We start from the raw sequence: 19,275 nt of genomic DNA, 5'->3' as shown, positions 1-19,275 counted from the left end.
GCTCAGGGACGCTATCACCGCCGGATCCGGGTCCGGGCGGCTCTGCGTACCTGCTGGCTCGCCGGGTACCGACCGGCTGGGTGTGGCGTCGGGATTCGCTGTAGTCTGCCCAGGTCAGGTGGAAGTACCTTACGATCCGACCTCTCCAGCTCAAGGGTGAAGGCATGAGTTCCAGGGCCGAGTTTGTGTTGACGCTGTCCTGCCCGGACCGTCCTGGCGTGGTGGCGGCGGTCTCCGGTCTTCTGGCCGGACGGGGCTGCAACATCATCGAGAGCCAGCAGTTCGGTGATGCCGTGACCGAGCGGTTCTTCATGCGGGTGCAGTTCGCCTCTCCGCTGCCCGACGGGGAGCTGCGCGAGGCCTTCGCGGCGCTCGCCCCCGAGTTCGGCATGGATTTCAAGCTGCGGGAGGCATCCGTCAAGCCGCGCGTGCTGGTGATGGTCAGCAAGTTCGGCCACTGCCTGAACGACCTGCTCTACCGGACGCGTTCGGGTCTGCTCGACATCGAGATCGTCGCGGTCGTCTCCAACCATCCGGACCTGCGGCCGCTGACCCAGTCGTACGGCATCGACTACCACCACCTGCCGGTCACTCCTGAGACCAAGGCCAGGCAGGAGGCGGAGGTGCTGACCCTCGTCGATCACTACCGGGCCGACCTGGTGGTGCTCGCCCGCTACATGCAGGTGCTCTCCGAGGACCTCTGCGTCAAGCTCGCGGGCAACGTGATCAATATCCACCATTCGTTCCTGCCGTCGTTCAAGGGTGCCAAGCCCTACCACCAGGCGCACTCCCGCGGCGTGAAGCTGATCGGCGCGACCGCGCACTACGTGACCGCCGACCTCGACGAGGGGCCGATCATCGAGCAGGAGGTCGCCCGGGTCAACCACACCCACTCCGCGGACGACCTCGCCGCCATCGGCCGTGACGTCGAGTGCCAGGTCCTGGCCCGCGCCGTCCGCTGGCACACCGAGCAGCGCGTCCTGCTCGACGGCCACAAGACGATCGTCTTCCCCCGCTAGTGTCCTGAGCCGGGAGTCCGCCCGTACATCTGGTGTGGTTCGTAGTGCCTTCGACCAGCTGTTTCGAGCCGGAGACCGGCTAAGGTCGCACTGACGAACTGCCGGCGCGGGACACCCGCTGAAGATCTTGCCGAGGAATCGGCCGCCGAAGAACAGGACGGGGAGCCCATCGGGGCCTTGATCTCCGGCTCGTTCACGATGACCCTCCGAAGCACGCGGCGTCAGGGACCTTCGGCCTTGGCCAAAGGGCCGTCCGGCACTGCCGGACGCGCCCGGCAGTGCGGAAACGTCGGGTCCAGAGGACTGCACTCGGTCCACGCGGCCGCCCTGCATCTGAGCGGAAGACCCGACATGCCTGACGGATACGACGTGCTGTTGCGCGACGGCGGTATCGCCCACGTGCGCCCGCTCCGTTCCGCCGATCGCGAGGAGCTGCACGAGCTGGTGGACCGCTCCTCGGAGCGCTCGGCATACCTGCGTTTCTTCACCAGCGGCCGCAACACCGCACACACCTACATCGATCGCATCACCGGTGACAGGTACGACGGACGCGCGCTGGTGGCAGGCCTGCACGGCCGATTGGTCGCAGTAGCCGAGTACATCCCCATCGAGGACGGTCGCGCCGACCTGGGCATCCTTCTGGACGACGCCGTACACGGGCATGGCTTGGGCACGCTGCTGCTGGAGCACATCGCCGTGGACGCCGCCGAGCATGGCGTACGCGAACTGGTGGCCGACGTGCTGGCCGAGAATCGGCCGATGATCCGGGTGTTGCGTGACCTGGGCCTGAGGGTGGAGCAGTGCTTTGATGGCGACACGGTGCACGTCAGCATCGCCGCCGAGTCCACTCCCAGGCTGATGGCGGCCATCGAGGTTCGTGACCACGAGGCGGAGCGGGCGTCCCTCGCACGCGTGCTGGCGCCCCGCGCGGTGGCGGTGGTCGGCGCCAGCCGCGACGAACACGCTGTTGGGCACAAGGTGCTGCGCAACCTCATCGACGGCGGTTTCTGCGGGCCGATCTATCCCGTCAACCCCAACGTGAGCGAGATCGCCGGGCTGACCTGCCACCCCAAGGTGCCCGGCGGCGTGGACCTGGCGGTGGTGGCGGTGCCTGCCCGATATGTGCTCCAAGTGGCGCGCGACTGCGCGGCGGCGGGGGTAGCCGGGCTGGTGGTGCTGACATCGGGGTTCGCCGAGGCCGGACAACGGGCGGCAGAGTCGGAACTACTGCGGGTGTGCCGTATGGCTGGGATGCGGCTCATCGGTCCGAACTGCCTGGGTGTGGTGAACACCAGAGCCCGGCTGAACGCCAGCTTCCTGCCGCACCGGCCCGTCCGAGGCCGTGTGGCGTTGATGTCGCAGTCCGGCGCCGTGGGCGCGGCGTTGCTGGATCGGCTGGACGTGTCGTCGTTCGTGTCGGTCGGTAACAAGGCCGACGTCAGCGGCAACGACCTGCTGGAGTATTGGGAGGACGACGACGACACCGGTGTGATCGCGCTGTATCTGGAGTCGTTCGGCAACCCGCGCAGGTTCGCGCGCATCACCCGCCGGGTCGGTAAGCGCAAGCCGGTGCTGCTGGTCAAGAGCGGCCGCGGCAAGGCCGGAGGCCGGGCGGTGCGCTCGCACACCGCCGCCGCGGCCACCCCGGACGTGGCGGTGGACGCGCTCACTCGGGCCGCCGGTGTGATCCGGCTCGACAGCGTTCCTGAGCTTATCGACACCGCCAAGCTGCTGGCCGCTCAGCCGCTGCCGTGCGGTCGCCGGGTAGCCATCGTGGGCAACTCGGGCGGGCCGCAGGCGATGGCCGCCGACGCCTGCGAAGTGCACGGCCTCGTCGTTCCCGAACTGCCGTCCGGACTGCTGGATGCCCGTGCCGCCGCTGCGCTGGGCAACCCGGTCGACCTGACCGCCGATGCCACAGCCGCCGAGATCGGCGCCGCCATCGAGGCCCTGGCCGCCTCACCCGACATCGACGTGGTCCTCGTTGTCTATACCCCGCCATTCGGTGATGGCCTGGACGCGACCTGCCAGGCCATCGCCGACGCGGCCAAGACAGCGGCCAAGACCATGCTGGCCTGCGTCATCGGCCACGACGACCTGATCGACGGCCACGTGCCCAGCTACGCCTTCCCCGAGCAGGCCATCCAGGCTCTGGCCTACGTGGTGCGTTACGCCGAATGGCGCAGCCGCCCCGTCGAACTTGTTCCAGTACCTCCTCCGGCTGACGAGAAGACCGCCCGGGAGATCGTTCACGCGGAGTTGGAGGCGCGCCCGGACGGTGGCTGGCTGGCACCTGCCGATGCCGCCCGGCTGCTCGGCTGCTATGGCGCGACGCCGGTGAAGTCCATTGACGTGGACGGCCCTGAGACTGCCGTCGCGGCGGCCTCCCGCATCGGGCTGCCCGTCGTGCTCAAGGCCACAGGTCCCGTGCACAAGAGCGAGGTCGGTGGAGTCCGGCTCAATCTCCAGACCCCAGACGAGGTACGGCGGGCATATCACGACATGTCGACGCGGATAGGCGCGGAGATGACCGGTGCGATCGTCCAGCGAATGCTGTCCGGAGGCGTGGAGATCATTGTGGGCGGCGTGAACTACTCGGTGTTCGGGCCGCTGGTCATGGTCGGCATGGGCGGGGTGATGGCCGATCTGCTGGCCGACCGCGTCTTCCGGGTACCGCCCGTCATCGATGCCATCGACATGATCAACGAGCTGCGCTGCGCTCCGGTGCTGTACGGCTACCGGGGTTCGCCACCTGTCGATGTCCCCGCCCTGGCCGATCAGGTCGTACGGATCGGCAGGCTGCTCGAGGATCTGCCGCAGGTGGCCGAACTGGACCTCAATCCGGTCGTCGTCACAGCAGGAGGCACAGCCACAGTGGACGCCCGAATCCGGTTGGCGCCCTGCGAGAAGCCGCCCTCGCCGCTACTGCGACGGCTGCGCTGACCAGCTGACCGGTGGCCAGGCCATCCGCTGGGCCATGTCGACCAGCCGGCCAGCACAGCAGAATGAGGATCAGCGAGCCGCCGCGGCGCTGAACCACCGGTTCGGGCTCCGATGGGGGCCCTCCGCCGACTCCACAGCCTGGCCGACATTTGGCCGCCTATTGCCCGACTTTTGGTTCTGTCGCGGGCATTACCCAAGGTGATGGGACACGGGGAGGTGAGCGATGGTCCGGCTGGGCGATTTTCTGGTACGATTCCGCCCCTCCGGCGTGCCCGGGGCAGCGGCCCCCGCAGGCATCCCTGCCGACCACGTGGCCGACCAGGCCGACGAGCTGGCGCCGATCTTTTCGGCACTCGCCGACATCCAGGCCGCGTGCGCGAACGAGCGAGAACACGCCCAACGCCGTGCCGACCACATGCGGGCGCACGCCCACGATCAGGCGGCGGCCATCGTCGCCTCGGCCCACGCGGAGGCGGATGCGGAGCGTGCACGGCTGTCGGCTCTTGCCCGTCAGGACCGCGATCAGGCGGCCGCGGAGCTCCTGCGTGAGGCCGCGGCCGCCGCTGAGGGGGTCCGCAGGCGCTCGGCCGCTCGGATGCCGGAGATGGTGGCCCGGGTGGCCGACATGGTCAGGTCCTTGGCCGATGAGCGGTCATGACCGCTTCGTGGGCCGCTGGGGCGACACGCGCCAGAGCTCTCGTCCGGCGGAGGGTGGGAAGCGCGTGTGCGCGGCGCATCGCGACATGCGGATCCGTACGCGAGGCGGTGGCTCTGCTGGGTGACACGCCGTATGGGCATGACGTGCGGCGTGGGCAAACTCTGGCGGAGGCCCAGTGGGCGGTCCTGGCCACCTTGCTGTGGCATCTACGTGTGCTGGCCGGCTGGCTGCCTCGGGAGGGAGGGCAGATGATCCGCGTGCTGGCCCGCTGGTTCGAGCTCGCCAACGTGGACGAGCTGATCTGCCGGTTCACGGGAGGTGAGGCAGAACCCGAGTTCGTCCTGGGCTCGCTGGGCACCGAGTGGCAGAGGCTGCGGCTGTGCGGATCCCCTGCCGAGGTACGGGCGGCGCTGGCCACCTCCCCGTGGGGAGATCCGGGTGGTGCCAGCCCCCGCGAGATCCAACTGGGCATGCGCCTGGCCTGGGCCGAAGGGGTGGTCGAGACCGTTCCGCGGGCCAGGCCGTGGGCTTTGGGGGCGACGGCCCTGCTGCTCGCCCGTACGCACCTGGCAGAAGGCGCCAGGCTGGCCGGACGAGCGAGGGGACGCTGCCGCGTACTCGTCGGGGACGGCGCGCTGGATGCGCCCTCGATACGCGAGATGGCAGAGCGTCTGCCCAGGGCGGCGCGCTGGGTGCTGCAGGAGATCGAGGATCCGCGTGAGCTGTCGCGGGGCGAGGAGTGCTGGTGGCAGCGCGTGGAAGACGAAGGACGTGATCTCCTGACCGGGGCGGGCTTCACAGCGAGCCCGGTCCTCGGCTCGGTCGCCGTCCTGGCGGCGGACGCCCGGCGGGTGCGCGCCGCCCTGGAACTGGCCGCGCGGTCATGACGGCGATGCGCGCACGCGACCGGACCTGCAAGGAACCGGGACCATGAACTGGCGAGAGGCGCTGCGGCCTGTCCGGATGGAGCGGGTGGCGATCGTCGCCCCCGCCCGTTCGCTGGACGACGTGCTGAGGATCGTGGGGCAAGCAGGGGTCGTGGAGCTGTCCACGCCGCCTGACGCGCCGCTGCGGGAAGTCTCGAAGACCGCTGTCGTCAGCGGTGAGGTGGCGGCGCTCGTGGGCTGGGCGCCCGCCAAAGTCGTCTCCGAGCTGTCGGGCCGGGTGGCGCCCGAGGGCGGGGCCGTGGTGCCGCTCGCCCGCCCCCGGGGCAAGGAGGCCCCGTCCCTGCTGCGCTCTGAGGGGCTGCGCGGCAACCTGGCCCCGCTCGTCACCACCTACGGGACGGCGCCGTACGCTGACGTCGACCCGACGCCCCTGGCCGTCGGCGCGTACGTACTGATGTTCGGCATGATGTTCGGCGATGTCGGGCATGGGCTGTTGCTGCTCGTCGCGGCGATCGGGCTGTATCGCAAGCGTCCGCGATGGCTGTCCCGTTTTCATCGGGTGTGGCCGTTCTTCGTCGGCGCCGGGCTGGCGAGCATGCTCTTCGGCCTGCTCTACGGCGAGTTCTTCGGCCCCACGGGCGTCGTCCCCGTGCTCTGGGTGCGGCCGCTGGCCGACCCGCTCACCCTCCTCGCTGCGGCTCTCGGCGGCGGCGCGCTGCTGCTCGCGGCCGCCTACCTGCTGGGCGTCGTGAACCGGTGGCGGGAGGGCGGCTGGCCGGCCACCCTGTACTCCCCGGCGGGGGTCGCAGGCTCGGCGCTGTTCTTCGGACTGGGGCTCGCCTTGCTCGGGTGGTACGCGAAGCTCGGCTGGCTGACCGTCACCGGTGGCGTGGTCGCCGCAGTGGGACTGATCCTGGCTTTCACCGGGTTCTACGCCGAGGCGGGAGGCGGTGCGAGCGGAACCGCCCAGGCGGCGATCCAGCTCTTCGACGCGGTCGTCCGGTTGTGCGCAAATGTCGCCTCCTTCGCCCGGCTCGCCGCCTTCGGCATTACCCACACCGCCATCGGATCGATCGTCTGGGGCGCCACCGCCGGTCTGTGGGCCGCCGCCCCCGCCGCCGCGGCGGCGCTTTTCCTGCTGGGCAACGCGCTGGCGCTGACGATCGAAGGGCTCGTGGCCGGAGTCCAGGCGCTGCGGCTCGAATACTACGAACTGTTCTCCAAGGTCTTCCAAACCGAGGGACGGCCCTTCCGCCCCTGGCACCTGCCGCCGACGTCCAAGGAGGTCGCGCCATGTCCGTCTGGCTGAGGCGAGGGCTGCACACGTTCAACGTGGCCATCGCACTCGCCTCGGTCATTCTGCTTGTCTGCGCGGTGACCGCCGGCTCCGCTCAAGGGACGGCGACGGTCAACGCCGCTGTCGGCGGCAACTGGGCGGCCCTGCTCGGCGCGGCCATCGCGGTCGCCGGTTCGGCGATCGGTGCGGGCATCGCCGTCGCCTACACCGGAGCCGCGGCGCTCGCCGCGATGAGCGAGCGGCCCGAACTGTTCGGGCGTGCAATCGTCATCGTCGGGCTGGCCGAGGGGATCGCCATCTACGGGCTCGTCATCGGCATCATCCTCATCGGACGGGCTTGACCGGCCATGGCGACCGTCGTCGTCATCGGCGAGACCGTCCGCGTGACGGGCTTCCGGCTTGCCGGAGTGGTCGTTCTTCCGGCCGACACAACCGATGCCGCCCGTGCGGCGTGGAACCGTCTCGGCGACGACGTCGCCGTGGTGATCCTCACCCCGGAGGCGGCCGAGGCAGTCGGCGAGCAGGCCACAGAGAGGTTGACGGTGGTGATGCCGCCGTGACGACCATGCGGGACGCTCTGGCGCCGCTGGCCGAAGCCTTGTCCAGGCAGGTCGAGGTCGACACCACGGAGATCACGGCTGAGGCTGAGAAAGAGGCCGCCGAACTGGTCGCAGCCGCCCGCCGGGAGGCCCGGAACGTCCTCGCCGACGCCCGCGCCGACGGGGCCGCCCAGGCCAGGGCGGACGCGGTCGCCGAGCGGGTCCACGCCGAGCGCCGAGTCCGCCACACGGAACTCGCCGCTCGACGGGAGGCCCTGGACGAACTGTACGCACAGTCGGCCACCGTGGTCAGGGCACTGCGCGCCGACCCCTGTTACCCCAGGCTGCTCGACCGGCTGAGCGCTCTGGCCCGCAACGCCGGGGGGACGGACATGGTGGTGAAAGAGCAGCCTGACGGCGGAGTGCTGGCAGAGGGACACGGGCGACGCGTCGACTGCACGCTCAGCGCGCTGGCCGCACGAGCCGTTGACGCACTCGGAGCGGAGGTGGAGCGGCTGTGGGCACCGTGAGCCGGGTCAACGGCCCCTTGGTCGAAGTCGAGGACCTCATCGGCGCGGCCATGTTCGAGCTGGTCCTGCTCGGACCTCACAGGCTGCCGGGCGAGATCGTCACGCTGAGGGACGGCCACGCCACAGTACAGGCGTACGAGTACACCGGTGGGCTGGCCCCAGGCGATCCCGCCGACCGCGGCGGATCTCCCGTCTCGGCTCTGCTGGGGCCTCACCTGCTGGGTGGGGTGTACGACGGGCTGCTCCGGCCTCTCACAGACGCGGGCCCCTGGCTGAACCCGGCTGCGCCCACGCCCGCGTCCGCCGCCCGCCCATGGCGGTTCACGCCGCTGGTCGAGCAGGGGCGAACAGCGGCGCCGGGGACGGCCATCGGGCGCGTCGAAGACGCGAGCTCGCCGGCCTATCTGGTCCTGTCGCCAGGAGGCGAGGTCTCCGCCATCCGGCAGGCAGGCCACTATCCGCACGACGCCGTGATCGCGGTCGTCGGCGGAACCGAGGTCCGCCTGACCCGCCGCCAGCCGGTGCGCCTCGCCCTGCCGTACCTGTCGCGGCTGGAGGGGACGGTGCCGCTCACTACGGGGCAGCGGGTCATCGACCTGCTCCTGCCCGTGTGCCTCGGGGGCACCGCGGCCGTGCCCGGCGGGTTCGGCACGGGCAAGACCGTGCTCCTTCAGCAGATCGCCAAGTGGTGTGACGCCGACGTGGTGATCTACATCGGCTGCGGGGAGCGCGGCAACGAGATGGCGGATGTCGTCGCCGAGCTGGCCGAGCTGTCGGACCCACGTACCGGCGGGCGGCTCTCCGACAGGACCGTCGTGATCGCCAACACCTCCAACATGCCGATGATGGCGCGCGAGGCCAGCATCTACACGGGAGTCACGGTCGCCGAGCATTTCCGCGACATGGGTTACGCGGCGGTGGTCATCGCCGACTCGACCTCGCGCTGGGCCGAGGCACGCCGGGAATTCGCCTCCCGTAGCGGAATCCTTCCGGCTGAGGAGGGGTATCCGGCGGATCTCGCCTCCGCCCTCGCCGCGTTCTACGAGCGAGCCGGACGGGTCATCACGCTGGGCGGTGCCACAGGATCGGTGACGATCGTCGGAGCCGTCTCGCCCCCGGGCGGAGATCTGACCGAACCCGTCACAGCACAGACGGAGCGGTTCGTGCGAACGTTGTGGGCCCTGGACCGCGACCTCGCCTACGCGCGGCACTACCCGGCGATCTCCTGGCGCGATTCCTTCTCTCGCGACGCCGATGCCCTGACCCATGGCGCTCCCGAGAACGCGGCCCGCCGCGCGCGCGTGGGCGGCCTGCTGGCCGAGGCCGACCGATTGACCGCGCTGGCCGAGTTGGTCGGGGCAGGTGCTCTGCCCGCCCGCGAGCGTATTGGCCTGCTGGCCGGGCGCCTGCTGCGGGAGGGCTTCCTGCGGCAGAGTTCGCTGAGCACGCTGGACGCGTACTGCCCGCCCGAACGGACCGCTCTCATCGCCGACGCGCTCCTGACGATCCTGGCGCGCTGCCAGGACCTGATCGAGCACGGAGTGCCCGTCGCCTCGGTCGAGGATCGCGATTTCTCTCCCATCCTGCGGGCGAAGGAGTCACCGCAGGAAGAAATCCTGGCACGGCGCGACACCGTGCTGGACGACTTGGAGACGCTGAGGTGAAGGTCTGGGCTCCCGTCGAATACACCGGTGTGGCAGAGCTGCGCGGACCGCTCATCGTCGTCCAGGGCACCCGGAACGTCGGCTGGGACGAGTACGCCACGATCGTGCTGGAGTCCGGCGAGCGCAGGCACGGCCTCGTCCTGGACGTCGATCGGGACATCGCCGTCGTCCAGATCCTGGAGGGCACCGGAGGACTCAGGATCGAGGCGACACGGGTCACCTTCACCGGAAGCCCGCTGCACATCTCGGCGGGGACCGGATGGCTGGGACGCGTCTGCAACGGGCGCGGCCGTCCGCTGGACGGCGGTCCTCCGATCTTCGGCGACGACAGCGTCCCGGTGGCCGGCTTCCCGATGAATCCCACCGTGCGAGAACCTCCCGCCGAACCTGTGATCACCGGAGTCTCCGTCATTGACGCACTGACCACCCTGGTCCGCGGCCAGAAGATCGCCATCTTCGCCGAAGGTGGCCTGCCCTACCTGGAACTCGCCGCTCAGGTGGCCGCCCAGGCCCACACCGGTGGCGCGCCGTTCAACGTCGTCTTCGCAGCCATGGGACTGACCCACAGCGACGCGGCGACTGTGCGCGACATCCTGGAGAGACGTTCGTCGGCCGCGGAACTGACGCTGCTGCTCAACCTCGCCGACGACCCCGTGATCGAACGGCTGCTCACACCGCGAATAGCGCTGACCGTCGCCGAGCATCTGGCGTTCGTCCTGCGGCGTCACGTTCTCGTCGTGCTGGCCGACATGACGAGCTACTGCGAGGCGCTGCGCGAGGTCTCCGCGGCCCGTGGCGAGATTCCGGCCCGCCGGGCCTACCCCGGTTACCTCTACAGTGACCTGGCCTCCATCTACGAACGATGCGGCCGCATCCGGGGGCGAGCCGGCTCCATCACCGTGCTGCCCGTGCTGAGCATGCCCGCCGGGGACATCACCCATCCCGTGCCCGACCTCACCGGATACATCACCGAAGGCCAGATCCTGCTGGCCCGCGAGGTCACCTCGTACCCGCACATCGACCCGCTGTCGTCCCTCTCCCGCATGATGCGCGCGGGAGTCGGCACGGGGCGGACCAGGCCCGAGCACCTGGACCTGGCCGCGCAGATCCAGGCAGGACTGTCCCGCGCCCGTCAGGCCGGTGAACTCGCCGACCTGGTGGGGGAGAGCGCGCTGAGCCCGATCGACCGCCGCTATCTGGCCATGGCGGAGGCCTTCCGAACACGCCTGCTGGTCCAGAGACCCGACGAGGCCCGCACTCTGGAGGAGACCTTCGACCGGGCCTGGGACGTGGTCTCCACGCTGCCGCGAAGCGAACTGTCGATGCTCGGCGAGGAAGCACTGGAAGCCGGATACCGGGGAGAGTCATGAGGCTACGGATCCCACCTGGCCGTGCGGGGCGGATGTGGCTCCGCCGCCGCCTGACCGCGGTCCGGCATGGACTCGACGTACTCGACAGGAAACTGCGGATACTGCGCCGGGAACAGGACCGGCTCTCCCGGAATGCGGCACGGACCCAGGCTGAGTGGTACGCCGCCTGCCGGGCCGCCGACGAATGGCTCCTCCGCGTGACCCGGCTCGGTGGCCAACGGGCCGTGCGCCTGGCGGCCGACGACCGCCTCACCGACGTGCACGTTCACTGGGCCGACGCCATGGGGACGAGTTATCCGGCCCGGGTCTTCTGCACGATCCCCGGATTCGACGCCGCGGCTCCCCTCCCGATCACCACGGCTCTCGTTCCCGCCAGGCACGCTTACCACACCGCCTTGCGCGCCGGGCTGGAACACGCGATCGCCGCGGAGGCCGTACGGATCATGGCGGCCGAGACAGCCTCGACAAACCGCAGGATCCGCGCCCTCAAAGATCGCCTCCTCCCCTTGCTGGAGGAGGCGCTGGCCGCTGTCGAACTGTCGCTGGACGAGACGGAACGAGCCGATGCCGACCGCGCGCGTCGCGTCATCGGCTCCGAACCCCGGCTCCCGGACCGGCTGAACCGCGACCACCGATTCAACCGGTGATTCCGACGTACAGCCGCTCGGGGATGGCTCGCGCGGTCTCACGGATCGCGGCCTGGACCGGTGGTGTGACAGGGGCCTCGAAGCGAAGTCGGTGCCCTCGATCCCGCTCGGCTGGAAGCGGCAGGTGCGATCGTCACATTCGCGAACACCTCGGCCACGAACGCGGCCGGCTCGTCCTGGTGCCGCTCAGTCTCCCCCAAGTCCACGACAGCGTGCCGAACCTAACACCCAAGATCAGATCAACCTGACGAGGCACCACTGGCGCGATGACCGCGAGCCCTGGCCGGGGCCGGAACGGCCGACCCGGCCAGAGCACGCGCGTCACTCACCCGGGCGAGGGGACCGGGGCCTGCCTGGCAGGTGGTTCCGTGTGTGAAACGGTCACCTCGGTCCAGGGAGGCGAGAAGCCGCTCCCCCGGGAGCGGAGGAGCCACGGCTCAGGGATCGTCCCTGGTTATGGTTTTCTGGGGATTGACCCCGGTGATGTCCTCAGGACGGGAGACACCGTAGGGGCGTCCCTTCTCGTCGGTGCCGACCTTCTTGCGGCCCTTCTCGCCTTTGCGAGCGATCTTCTCGGCGCCGCGGTGCTCACTGGTGCCGACCCCGTGGGCGGATCGGGCCTCGGTGTCGGTGGCGGGGACGCCCTTGCGTTCCGCGTCGGAGATCACGCGCTCGGGGCCCTTGCCGCCCGGCGGGTGTCCGAAGGCCAGGTTGCCGGATCGCACCACCTCCTCGCTCGCGTGGCTCACGCCGGAGGAGCGACCCCGCTCGCTCGGGGTGTCCTTGCCGTGCCCGCCCGGGTGTTCGGCTTTGTGTTTCTTACTCATGTCGTGAAACCTCATGGATTCGCTTGTTCTCAGCAGATTCTCGGTAGTGGGTCGCCGACCAGCAGGTCGACGATGCGGGTGCCTCCGAAGGAGGTCTTCAGCAGGACCAGCCCCGGCGGGTCGTCGTTGATCCGTCCGATGATCGCCGCCTCGGAGCCGAGCGGGTGGGAGCGGAGGGCGGCCAGTGCCGCGTCGGCGAACTCCCCGGCCACCACCGCGACCATCCGGCCCTCGCAGGCGACGTAGAGCGGGTCGATCCCCAGCAACTCGCACGCCCCCCGCACCGCCGGGCGGACCGGCACGGCGTCCTCGTCGAGCACGACGGCGACCTGTGAGGCACCGGCTATCTCGTTGACGATCGTCGCCACCCCGCCGCGGGTCGCGTCGCGCAGGCAGCGCACCGCGCCGTCCTCGCAGGCGTCCAGCAGCAGATCGGTGAGGGCGTTGAGCGGGGCGGTGTCGGAGCGCAGGTCGGCTTCGATGTCGAGCTCTCCCCGGGCCAGCATGACGGTGATCCCGTGCTCGCCGATCGGCCCGGACACGATGACCGCGTCACCCGGCCGCGCGGCGGCGGCGCTCAGCCGCACGGGCCGCTCCAGCGTCCCGATGCCGGAGGTGGTCACGTAGCAGCCGTCGGCCTTGCCCCGCTGCACGACCTTGGTGTCGCCGGTGACGATCCACACGCCCGCCGCCCGCGCCGCCTGGGCCATCGAGGCGGTGATGCGCCGCAGGTCGGCGACGGGGAAGCCCTCTTCCAGGATGAATCCGGCCGACAGGTAGCGGGGGCGGGCCCCGCACATGGCCAGGTCGTTGACCGTGCCGTTCACCGCGAGGTCGCCGATGTCGCCCCCGGGGAAGAACAGCGGCGTCACCACGAACGAGTCGGTGGTGAAGGCGAGCCCGTCGGCGACCGCGCCGTCCTCCAGGGGCTCCAGCATCGGATTGCGGAACGACTCCAGGAACACCGCCTCGATCAAGGTGTGTGTGGCCCTGCCGCCCGCGCCGTGCGCCAGGGTGATGCGCTCCTCCCGGACGCGCGCCCTGCGGCGCCGCACCCGCTCGATCCGGTCCAGGACCTGTTGCTCCCGGTCGGATGCGTCCGGGCCGCCCGCCGCTCCGGCCCGTTCCAGCACCCGCTGCTCCCCGGGGTACCCCTCTCCGTCGTTCACCTCCGGGTCGCCTCCCTGACGCGCTCGCGTGAGAACCGGCCGAAGTTGTAGTACGCCGCGCAGGCGCCCTCGGAGGAGACCATGCAGGTGCCGATCGGTGTCTCCGGGGTGCACGCGGTGCCGAACACCTTGCACTCCCAGGGCTTGAGTACTCCCTTGAGCACCTCGCCGCACTGGCACGCCTTCGGGTCGGCCACCCGCCCGCCGGGGATCTGGAAGATCCGCTCGGCGTCGAAGGCGGCGTACCGTTCGGTGACCCTGAGGGCCGACTGGGAGATGAACCCCAGCCCGCGCCACTCAAAGTACGGTCGCAGTTCCATCACCTGGTTGATGACGCGCAGCGCCTTGGGGTTACCGTCCCACGGGACCACCCGGGAGTACTGGTTCTCCACCTCCGAGCGTCCCTCGGCCAGTTGCGCGAGGAGGCGGTAGACCGTGTGCAACAGGTCCAGCGGCTCGAAACCGGCCACGACCAGGGGCTTGCCGTAGCCACGCGAGATGAACTCGTACGGCCGGCAGCCGATCACGGTGGAGACGTGGCCGGGGCCGATGAACCCGTCCAGCCGCAGGTCGGGGGAGTCCAGGATCGCCTTGATCGCGGGGATGATCGTCACGTGGTTGCAGAAGATCGAGAAGTTCTCGATCCCCTCGGCCTCGGCACGCAGGACGGTCATCGCCGTCGAGGGCGCCGTGGTCTCGAACCCGATGGCCATGAAGACCACCCGCCTGCCGGGGTTCTGCCGGGCGATCTTCAGCGCGTCCAGCGGGGAGTAGACCAGCCGGATGTCGGCGCCCCGCGCCTTGGCGTCGAGGAAGGAGCCGTTCCCGCCGGGTACCCGCATCATGTCGCCGAACGACGTCATGATCACATCTGGCTGCTCGGCGATGTGGATGGCGTCGTCCATCCGTCCCATCGGGATGACGCAGACCGGGCAGCCGGGGCCGTGCACCAGCGTGACGGCCTCGGGCAGGTAGTCCTCCAGACCGTGCTTGTAGATCGTGTGGGTGTGCCCGCCGCACACCTCCATGAACTTGTAGTCGCGGCCCGGCTCGCAGAGTGCGGCGATCCGCGCGGCGAGCATCCGGGCCTTCTCCGCGTCGCGGTACTCGTCGACGAAACGCATCGACCCTCACCCCTCTTCGATCATGGATTCTCGGAGGGCCGCGATCTCGTCCTCGTACGCCTGGCCGATGCTCTCCAGGAAGTCGAGCGCGGCCCTGGCCTCCACCTCGTCGATCTTCGACAGCGCGAACCCGACGTGGATGAGGATCCAGTCGCCGGGTACCACGGACTCGCCCTCCAGCAGGCCGATGTTGATGGCGCGCTTGACGCCACTGACGTCGACCATGGCCAGGTCAGGACGGTCGGACAGGATCTCCACGATCTCCCCGGGAATTCCCAGGCACATGAGCGGCCTCCGCCATCTGGATGGATTCGAGGACGAGGTCGTCGCCGCCCTCGGTGTCGATATCGGTGCCGCCGCACCCCGCGCAGACGGTGAAGGGGTCGACGGAGGTGGATGTGCTCCCGCAGGAGCGGCAGGTCATCCGCACCGGGACGATGACCAGGTCCACCTGGGCGCCCTCGGCCACGGACCCGTCGGCGATCGCGGAGAACGCCTGGTTGATCACCGGTTCGGTGACGCGGAGCAGGGCACCCGCGTGCACTCGCGCCCGCCGCACCCTCCTGCCGGCCGCCCGTTTCTCCACAGCGGTGAGGATCGCCTCGGCGATTCCGAATTCGTGCACGGCTGTTCCCTCTCGTTCGAGCTCGATGTCCCGGTGGCTGGATGTGTCACATGCTGCGCATCCTCAGATAGCGCTTGATATCGGGAAGTGCCAGGTAGAGCAGCACGGCCGCTCCCGCCAGCACCGACCCGGCCAGAAGGCGTTTCAGCATGTTCGTTCCTCCTCGTGCCCCGCGGTGGCGAGTGCCATCGCGATCTGTTGCCCGGCCAGCTCGACGACCAGGTCCGCCGCTCTGCCGACGGCGTCCGCGACCGGCGCGCTGAGCTCCATGCCCGGTGAGGTGTCGGCGGGCTGGCAGCCGACGAGCAGGACGCGGCCTGCCCCGCCACCGAGCGTGTCCACCAGCGACAGCACGGTCTCGGGTGTCATCGAGTGCGCGTCGGCGAAGGAGCCCGGCGTCTCGCCCGCCGTCGGTTCGAGGACGTACAGGGTGCCGGGCGGGCCGTCGCGGGATACCGCGTCGATGAGGATCGTGCTGTCGTACCCGCCACCGGTCAGCTCGTAGGCCAGGTGGATTCCCCGGATGCCGAAATCCCGCAGTTCGACCTCGGCCGGCAGGTCGGTGTCCGCCAGGCGCCTGGCCACCGCGACCCCGAAGCCGTCGTCGCCGAGGAAGACGTTCCCCACACCGGCCACCAGGATCCTCATGCGCCGGCCTCCCCGTCGAGCGATCCCTCCGAGGCCGGCCCGCCCGAGGCCGGGCCGCCGGTGGGTGCGTCGTCCGGGAGTGGCTCGATCTCGTCGGGGGCGAAGTAGAGGAATCGGCCGTGCGATCGGTGCAGGTCGGCGCCCGGGTCCTCGTCGAGGGTGACGGCCAGGTGGTGGGCGCCGTCGAGATCGAGGAGCACCGCCTCGACGTGTGCGGTCCTGCCGGCCAGGAACATGTCGTGGGCGTCGGCGCGCCGCCTGCCGGGAACCAGCCGGACCCTGCTGCCCCTGGAGACGGCCACCCCGCAGACCGTCACGCTGTCGGTCTCCGGCGAGACCGTGGCATCGCCCGCGGGGTCCCACCAGGGGGTGAGAACCTCCGGCCGGTTCTGGAGGTCCCCCTCCTGCCACGGAGGCTCACCTCGCGGGTCCGTGGTCGCGTCCACCGAGCGGATCGCGCCGTGCAGCCGCTCCACCAGCTCGGGCGGCATGCCGGTGACCATGTCGATGAGCTCGGCCACCCGGGGATCGGTCGCCCGAGCCTCCCGCGTCTCCTCGTCGGTGAGGGTGAGCGTGCGGAGGTGGAGCATCTCGTCGATCTCGGTGGAGTCGAACAGGGTGCCAGGGCTCTCCGGAGCGATGTCCGGGTGGTCGTAGAGGATGATCGGCGAGGAGAGCATCACGTCCCGGTGGCCGGGCTCGCCCACGAGTACGGGCCAGGTGTGCTCGTTGCGGCAGGTCTCCACGGCCGGCCGCGCCCATTCCGGCGGGTCGAGCAGGGAGACGAAGGCCCCGGCGGTCACCGCGATGAGCAGGTGCGCCGAGATCAGCGAATGCCGCAGCGCCTGCTCGCGCGGTGCGCCCAGCGGTTTCCAGTCGTCGGTGTTCGCCACCCGGGCGCGCAGCTTGACCAGGTCGTAGGGGCCGGGCACCAGTTCGGCGGAGACCCTGAGCTCGGCGTGGAGCGGCAGGTGTTCGGAGACGACGCGTCCCACGACCTCTCCGGACGACGCCACGATCGGCTCGATCACGCGGTCCCCGGGAATCCCTACCTCGATCACCCGCTCGGGGGCGTCGAGCAGGCCGGCGACGGGGAGCACCGTCTCCACCTCCCGCTCGGTCGCCTCGTCGAAGCTGAGGTAGGTCCGCTGACCGTTCCGTAGCTGCTGGACCGGCCAGTAGCCGTCGTCCTCGGCGCGCTCGACGCCGCGCGTTCTGAGGTGGAGGAAGCGCAGGCTCAGGTGCGCCACGGCGTACGTGGCCCCCTCCAGGAGGCATTCGGTCACGCTGGCCGGGTGCTCGGCGGTCGAGGTGAACCCCGGCGGGACGAGCACCCCGAACTGCCAGCGCACCTGGTTCTTGGCCGCCGAGGCGCGGTAGGGATAGAGCAGGTAGCCCTCGTACAGCACCGCGTCCGCCACCCGCCGGGCGATGTCCATCGGCACACTCATCGCCGCGCCTCCTTGAGCAGTAGTTCCAGGGTCTCGTCCCAGGTGGTCAGGGCACGGGCGGACTTGAAGCGGCTGAGTTCCCGAAGCGTGTCGCGCCGCAGCCGCAGCCACCCGGAATCCGGGAAGTAGCGGTCCATGAGCTCCCGCCACACCGCCACCGGCAGCCGGCAGCGGGCCTCGTGGTGCCAGGGCACCTGGCTCACCGAGAAGCCGCCCGGCGCCCTGGCGAACACCGTCCCGCTGAAGAGCATGAGCATCGGGATCTCGCCCTCGTCCAGCGCGGCGAAGTACCTGCCCGCGGCCACATCCAGGTCGTAGCCGCAGGGCACCGGCAGGTCGACCTCGGTACTTCCGGTGAACGCCGGGACCATGACCGAGACGTTGGCGAACTGCAGGGGCTTCAGCGTGTCGCCCCACCGGGACGGGTCACCGAACAGGTCGCCGAGCAGCTCCGCCTCGGTGTCGCCGTAGCGCCTCAGCCGCGGTTCCACCCGGATCTGGCAGCGGAGCGCGATGGTGTGCACCCCGCCGGGGGAGGGGTCGGTGACGCGCAGCCGGAAGACGAGCGTTGGGAAGGCGGCGTACGCCTCCGCCCGGACGCCCACGCAGTCGAACGCGAGCTCAGCCACGGCCGTCACAACCCCTTACCCGAGAGGCGGCGGACACCTCGGGACCGCGGCCGCGCAGGTCGGCGAAGAAGCCCTCCATGGCCTCCCGCACCTCCTGGCCGCCGTCGAAGCCCTTCCAGTGCAGCCGCACCAGGCCGACCAGCTCGTAGCAGGTGTCGATCGGCACCAGGTGGCAGGCGAAGCCGCCGTCGGGGCGGTGGTCCACCAGGAGCGCCTCCACATCGGGCTGGACGTCGGCCATCGCCGGGTTGGCCACCAGGACGCGCTTCCACGTCTCCAGCGGCAGCAGCGACTCGGTGGCGCCCGCAGGGCTCGGGTAGAACGCGACCGTCCTGCCCAGTACGGAGTTGTGGAAGAAGAACGCCGTACGGACCGGGATCTGCATCTCGTCCCAGTCGGCCGAGCTCAGCGGGAACCGCGGGTCGTGAAGGTAGCGTCGGGGGACGGCCCGGTAGCGTGCCCGGCCCCCCGTGCCGCGGGTGAACAGCAGGTGGCAGGCCCGGCAGGCGCACAGCAGTCCCCGGGTCTCGACGTTCACGACGTGGCCGTGGTCCTCGCCGGTGGGCTCCGCGCACAGCTCGCAGAGCGTCACCGGCGGACCGCCCCTGCTGGGCGGCTCGCGGAACCTGCGCAGCCCGGTGGCCGTCACGACACCGGCCCCGAGGCCGGTTCCGGCGCGGGCGTCCGCTCCGGCACCGGGCACGGGCCGGGCGCTCGGCGCTGGATCTGCAACAGCTCCGAGCGGTCGTCGGTCACCCCCTCGACCTCCACCCCGGACACCTCGGGAGCGGCCTGGCCGATGGCCCGCTCGATGGCGTCGGTCACGGTGAGCCGCGAGGAGGGGCAGCCATGGCAGGTGCCCTCCAGGCGGAGCCGTACGATCCCGTCCTCGCCCACGCCGAGCAGCTCCACGCCGCCCTCGTGCGACCCCAGATAGGGCCGTACGCCGTCCAGCGCCTCGCGAACGCGCTCGACCGTGCTCAGCGGGTGCAGGTCGTGCAGCACCAGCAGGCCGGACACGAGCGGGTCGCCGACCAGGCGGCGCAGCACCTCGGCCGCCTCGGTCTCGGTGACGATCTCGACGACGCGCTCCAGACCGGCACCGTACAGTTCGACGAGGGCCCGTACCAGGTCCTCGGCCTTGGCGCGGGTCACGGCGTCGCTCAGCGTGCCGAGGTCGGCGATCAGCGCCTCGACGCGATCGCCGGTCACCCGGATGTCATGGGCTTGCGGCATCTGCCCAGGCCC

At 70.4% G+C, this 19,275-nt stretch carries 22 protein-coding genes; 11 read left to right on the top strand and 11 right to left on the bottom strand.

Annotation, left to right across the window (positions count from 1 at the left end; genetic code table 11):
- The first annotated feature begins 164 nt into the window (after nucleotides 1-164).
- The 11 genes from purU (at nucleotide 165) to IG98_RS0126975 (ending at nucleotide 11,554) form a co-directional block, all read left to right on the top strand.
- Nucleotides 165-1,019, top strand: a complete 855-nt coding sequence (purU, locus tag IG98_RS0127025; RefSeq protein ID WP_030917945.1) for a formyltetrahydrofolate deformylase — start codon at nucleotides 165-167, stop codon at nucleotides 1,017-1,019.
- A gap of 351 nt (nucleotides 1,020-1,370) precedes the next feature.
- On the top strand, nucleotides 1,371-3,962 hold the full coding sequence (locus tag IG98_RS0127020; RefSeq protein WP_030917941.1) for a GNAT family N-acetyltransferase: 2,592 nt from the start codon (nucleotides 1,371-1,373) through the stop codon (nucleotides 3,960-3,962).
- A 268-nt stretch (nucleotides 3,963-4,230) separates the two neighbouring features.
- Nucleotides 4,231-4,620 carry a hypothetical protein gene (locus IG98_RS50870; RefSeq protein ID WP_169750186.1) on the top strand — a complete coding sequence of 130 codons (390 nt, stop codon included), beginning with the start codon at nucleotides 4,231-4,233 and terminating at the stop codon, nucleotides 4,618-4,620.
- Nucleotides 4,621-4,763: 143 nt separating this feature from the next.
- Nucleotides 4,764-5,507: a hypothetical protein gene (locus tag IG98_RS0127010; RefSeq protein ID WP_157594533.1), complete on the top strand. Its 744-nt coding sequence runs from the start codon at nucleotides 4,764-4,766 to the stop codon at nucleotides 5,505-5,507.
- 43 nt (nucleotides 5,508-5,550) lie between these two features.
- The gene (locus IG98_RS0127005; protein WP_030917929.1) at nucleotides 5,551-6,816 is read left to right on the top strand and encodes a V-type ATPase 116kDa subunit family protein; all 1,266 of its coding nucleotides are present in this window, start codon (nucleotides 5,551-5,553) and stop codon (nucleotides 6,814-6,816) included.
- Entirely contained in the window at nucleotides 6,801-7,145 is a 345-nt protein-coding gene (locus IG98_RS0127000) for an ATP synthase subunit C (protein WP_051752974.1), read from the top strand. Before IG98_RS0127005 ends, IG98_RS0127000 begins: the two co-directional genes overlap by 16 nt.
- A gap of 6 nt (nucleotides 7,146-7,151) precedes the next feature.
- On the top strand, nucleotides 7,152-7,364 hold the full coding sequence (locus IG98_RS0126995) for a V-type ATP synthase subunit F (protein ID WP_030917923.1): 213 nt from the start codon (nucleotides 7,152-7,154) through the stop codon (nucleotides 7,362-7,364).
- A gap of 5 nt (nucleotides 7,365-7,369) precedes the next feature.
- The gene (locus IG98_RS0126990; RefSeq protein WP_157594539.1) at nucleotides 7,370-7,873 is read left to right on the top strand and encodes a V-type ATP synthase subunit E family protein; all 504 of its coding nucleotides are present in this window, start codon (nucleotides 7,370-7,372) and stop codon (nucleotides 7,871-7,873) included.
- Complete coding sequence (locus IG98_RS0126985) at nucleotides 7,861-9,537, top strand: V-type ATP synthase subunit A (protein ID WP_030917917.1); 1,677 nt, start codon at nucleotides 7,861-7,863, stop codon at nucleotides 9,535-9,537. The genes IG98_RS0126990 and IG98_RS0126985 overlap by 13 nt, the downstream gene beginning before the upstream one ends.
- Nucleotides 9,534-10,907: a V-type ATP synthase subunit B gene (locus IG98_RS0126980; protein ID WP_030917914.1), complete on the top strand. Its 1,374-nt coding sequence runs from the start codon at nucleotides 9,534-9,536 to the stop codon at nucleotides 10,905-10,907. Before IG98_RS0126985 ends, IG98_RS0126980 begins: the two co-directional genes overlap by 4 nt.
- A complete protein-coding gene (locus IG98_RS0126975) occupies nucleotides 10,904-11,554 on the top strand; it encodes a V-type ATP synthase subunit D (RefSeq protein ID WP_084195675.1) in 651 nt (216 codons plus the stop codon). Before IG98_RS0126980 ends, IG98_RS0126975 begins: the two co-directional genes overlap by 4 nt.
- 437 nt (nucleotides 11,555-11,991) lie before the next feature.
- Here IG98_RS0126975 and IG98_RS0126970 read toward each other — a convergent pair whose 3' ends face one another.
- The 11 genes from IG98_RS0126970 to IG98_RS0126920 are packed head-to-tail and all read right to left on the bottom strand — an operon-like array spanning nucleotide 11,992 to nucleotide 19,263.
- Entirely contained in the window at nucleotides 11,992-12,381 is a 390-nt protein-coding gene (locus IG98_RS0126970) for a hypothetical protein (protein WP_030917906.1), read from the bottom strand.
- A gap of 29 nt (nucleotides 12,382-12,410) precedes the next feature.
- On the bottom strand, nucleotides 12,411-13,550 hold the full coding sequence (gene hypE / locus IG98_RS0126965; RefSeq protein WP_281178529.1) for a hydrogenase expression/formation protein HypE: 1,140 nt from the start codon (nucleotides 13,548-13,550) through the stop codon (nucleotides 12,411-12,413).
- Entirely contained in the window at nucleotides 13,547-14,674 is a 1,128-nt protein-coding gene (hypD, locus tag IG98_RS0126960) for a hydrogenase formation protein HypD (protein WP_030917900.1), read from the bottom strand. The genes hypE and hypD overlap by 4 nt, the downstream gene beginning before the upstream one ends.
- Before the next feature lie 6 nt (nucleotides 14,675-14,680).
- Nucleotides 14,681-14,932: a HypC/HybG/HupF family hydrogenase formation chaperone gene (locus IG98_RS0126955; protein WP_342666848.1), complete on the bottom strand. Its 252-nt coding sequence runs from the start codon at nucleotides 14,930-14,932 to the stop codon at nucleotides 14,681-14,683.
- On the bottom strand, nucleotides 14,907-15,299 hold the full coding sequence (locus IG98_RS0126950) for a hydrogenase maturation nickel metallochaperone HypA/HybF (RefSeq protein WP_030917892.1): 393 nt from the start codon (nucleotides 15,297-15,299) through the stop codon (nucleotides 14,907-14,909). The genes IG98_RS0126955 and IG98_RS0126950 overlap by 26 nt, the downstream gene beginning before the upstream one ends.
- 46 nt (nucleotides 15,300-15,345) lie before the next feature.
- Nucleotides 15,346-15,450, bottom strand: coding sequence for a DUF6893 family small protein (locus tag IG98_RS54905; protein WP_425428098.1), 105 nt, complete (start codon nucleotides 15,448-15,450; stop codon nucleotides 15,346-15,348).
- Nucleotides 15,444-15,947 carry a hydrogenase maturation protease gene (locus IG98_RS0126940; protein WP_037971373.1) on the bottom strand — a complete coding sequence of 168 codons (504 nt, stop codon included), beginning with the start codon at nucleotides 15,945-15,947 and terminating at the stop codon, nucleotides 15,444-15,446. The genes IG98_RS54905 and IG98_RS0126940 overlap by 7 nt, the downstream gene beginning before the upstream one ends.
- Nucleotides 15,944-17,398, bottom strand: a complete 1,455-nt coding sequence (locus tag IG98_RS0126935; protein ID WP_211264108.1) for a hypothetical protein — start codon at nucleotides 17,396-17,398, stop codon at nucleotides 15,944-15,946. Before IG98_RS0126935 ends, IG98_RS0126940 begins: the two co-directional genes overlap by 4 nt.
- A complete protein-coding gene (locus IG98_RS0126930) occupies nucleotides 17,395-18,027 on the bottom strand; it encodes a DUF6084 family protein (protein ID WP_030917880.1) in 633 nt (210 codons plus the stop codon). The genes IG98_RS0126935 and IG98_RS0126930 overlap by 4 nt, the downstream gene beginning before the upstream one ends.
- Nucleotides 18,020-18,730, bottom strand: a complete 711-nt coding sequence (locus IG98_RS0126925; protein ID WP_245651731.1) for a DUF5947 family protein — start codon at nucleotides 18,728-18,730, stop codon at nucleotides 18,020-18,022. Before IG98_RS0126925 ends, IG98_RS0126930 begins: the two co-directional genes overlap by 8 nt.
- The gene (locus IG98_RS0126920; protein WP_084195674.1) at nucleotides 18,673-19,263 is read right to left on the bottom strand and encodes a NifU family protein; all 591 of its coding nucleotides are present in this window, start codon (nucleotides 19,261-19,263) and stop codon (nucleotides 18,673-18,675) included. The genes IG98_RS0126925 and IG98_RS0126920 overlap by 58 nt, the downstream gene beginning before the upstream one ends.
- Between the last annotated feature and the right edge of the window lie 12 nt (nucleotides 19,264-19,275).

Source organism: Streptosporangium amethystogenes, from assembly GCF_000721075.1.
Lineage (GTDB): Bacteria > Actinomycetota > Actinomycetes > Streptosporangiales > Streptosporangiaceae > Streptosporangium > Streptosporangium amethystogenes.
This window is presented reverse-complemented; position numbering and strand designations above follow the sequence as displayed.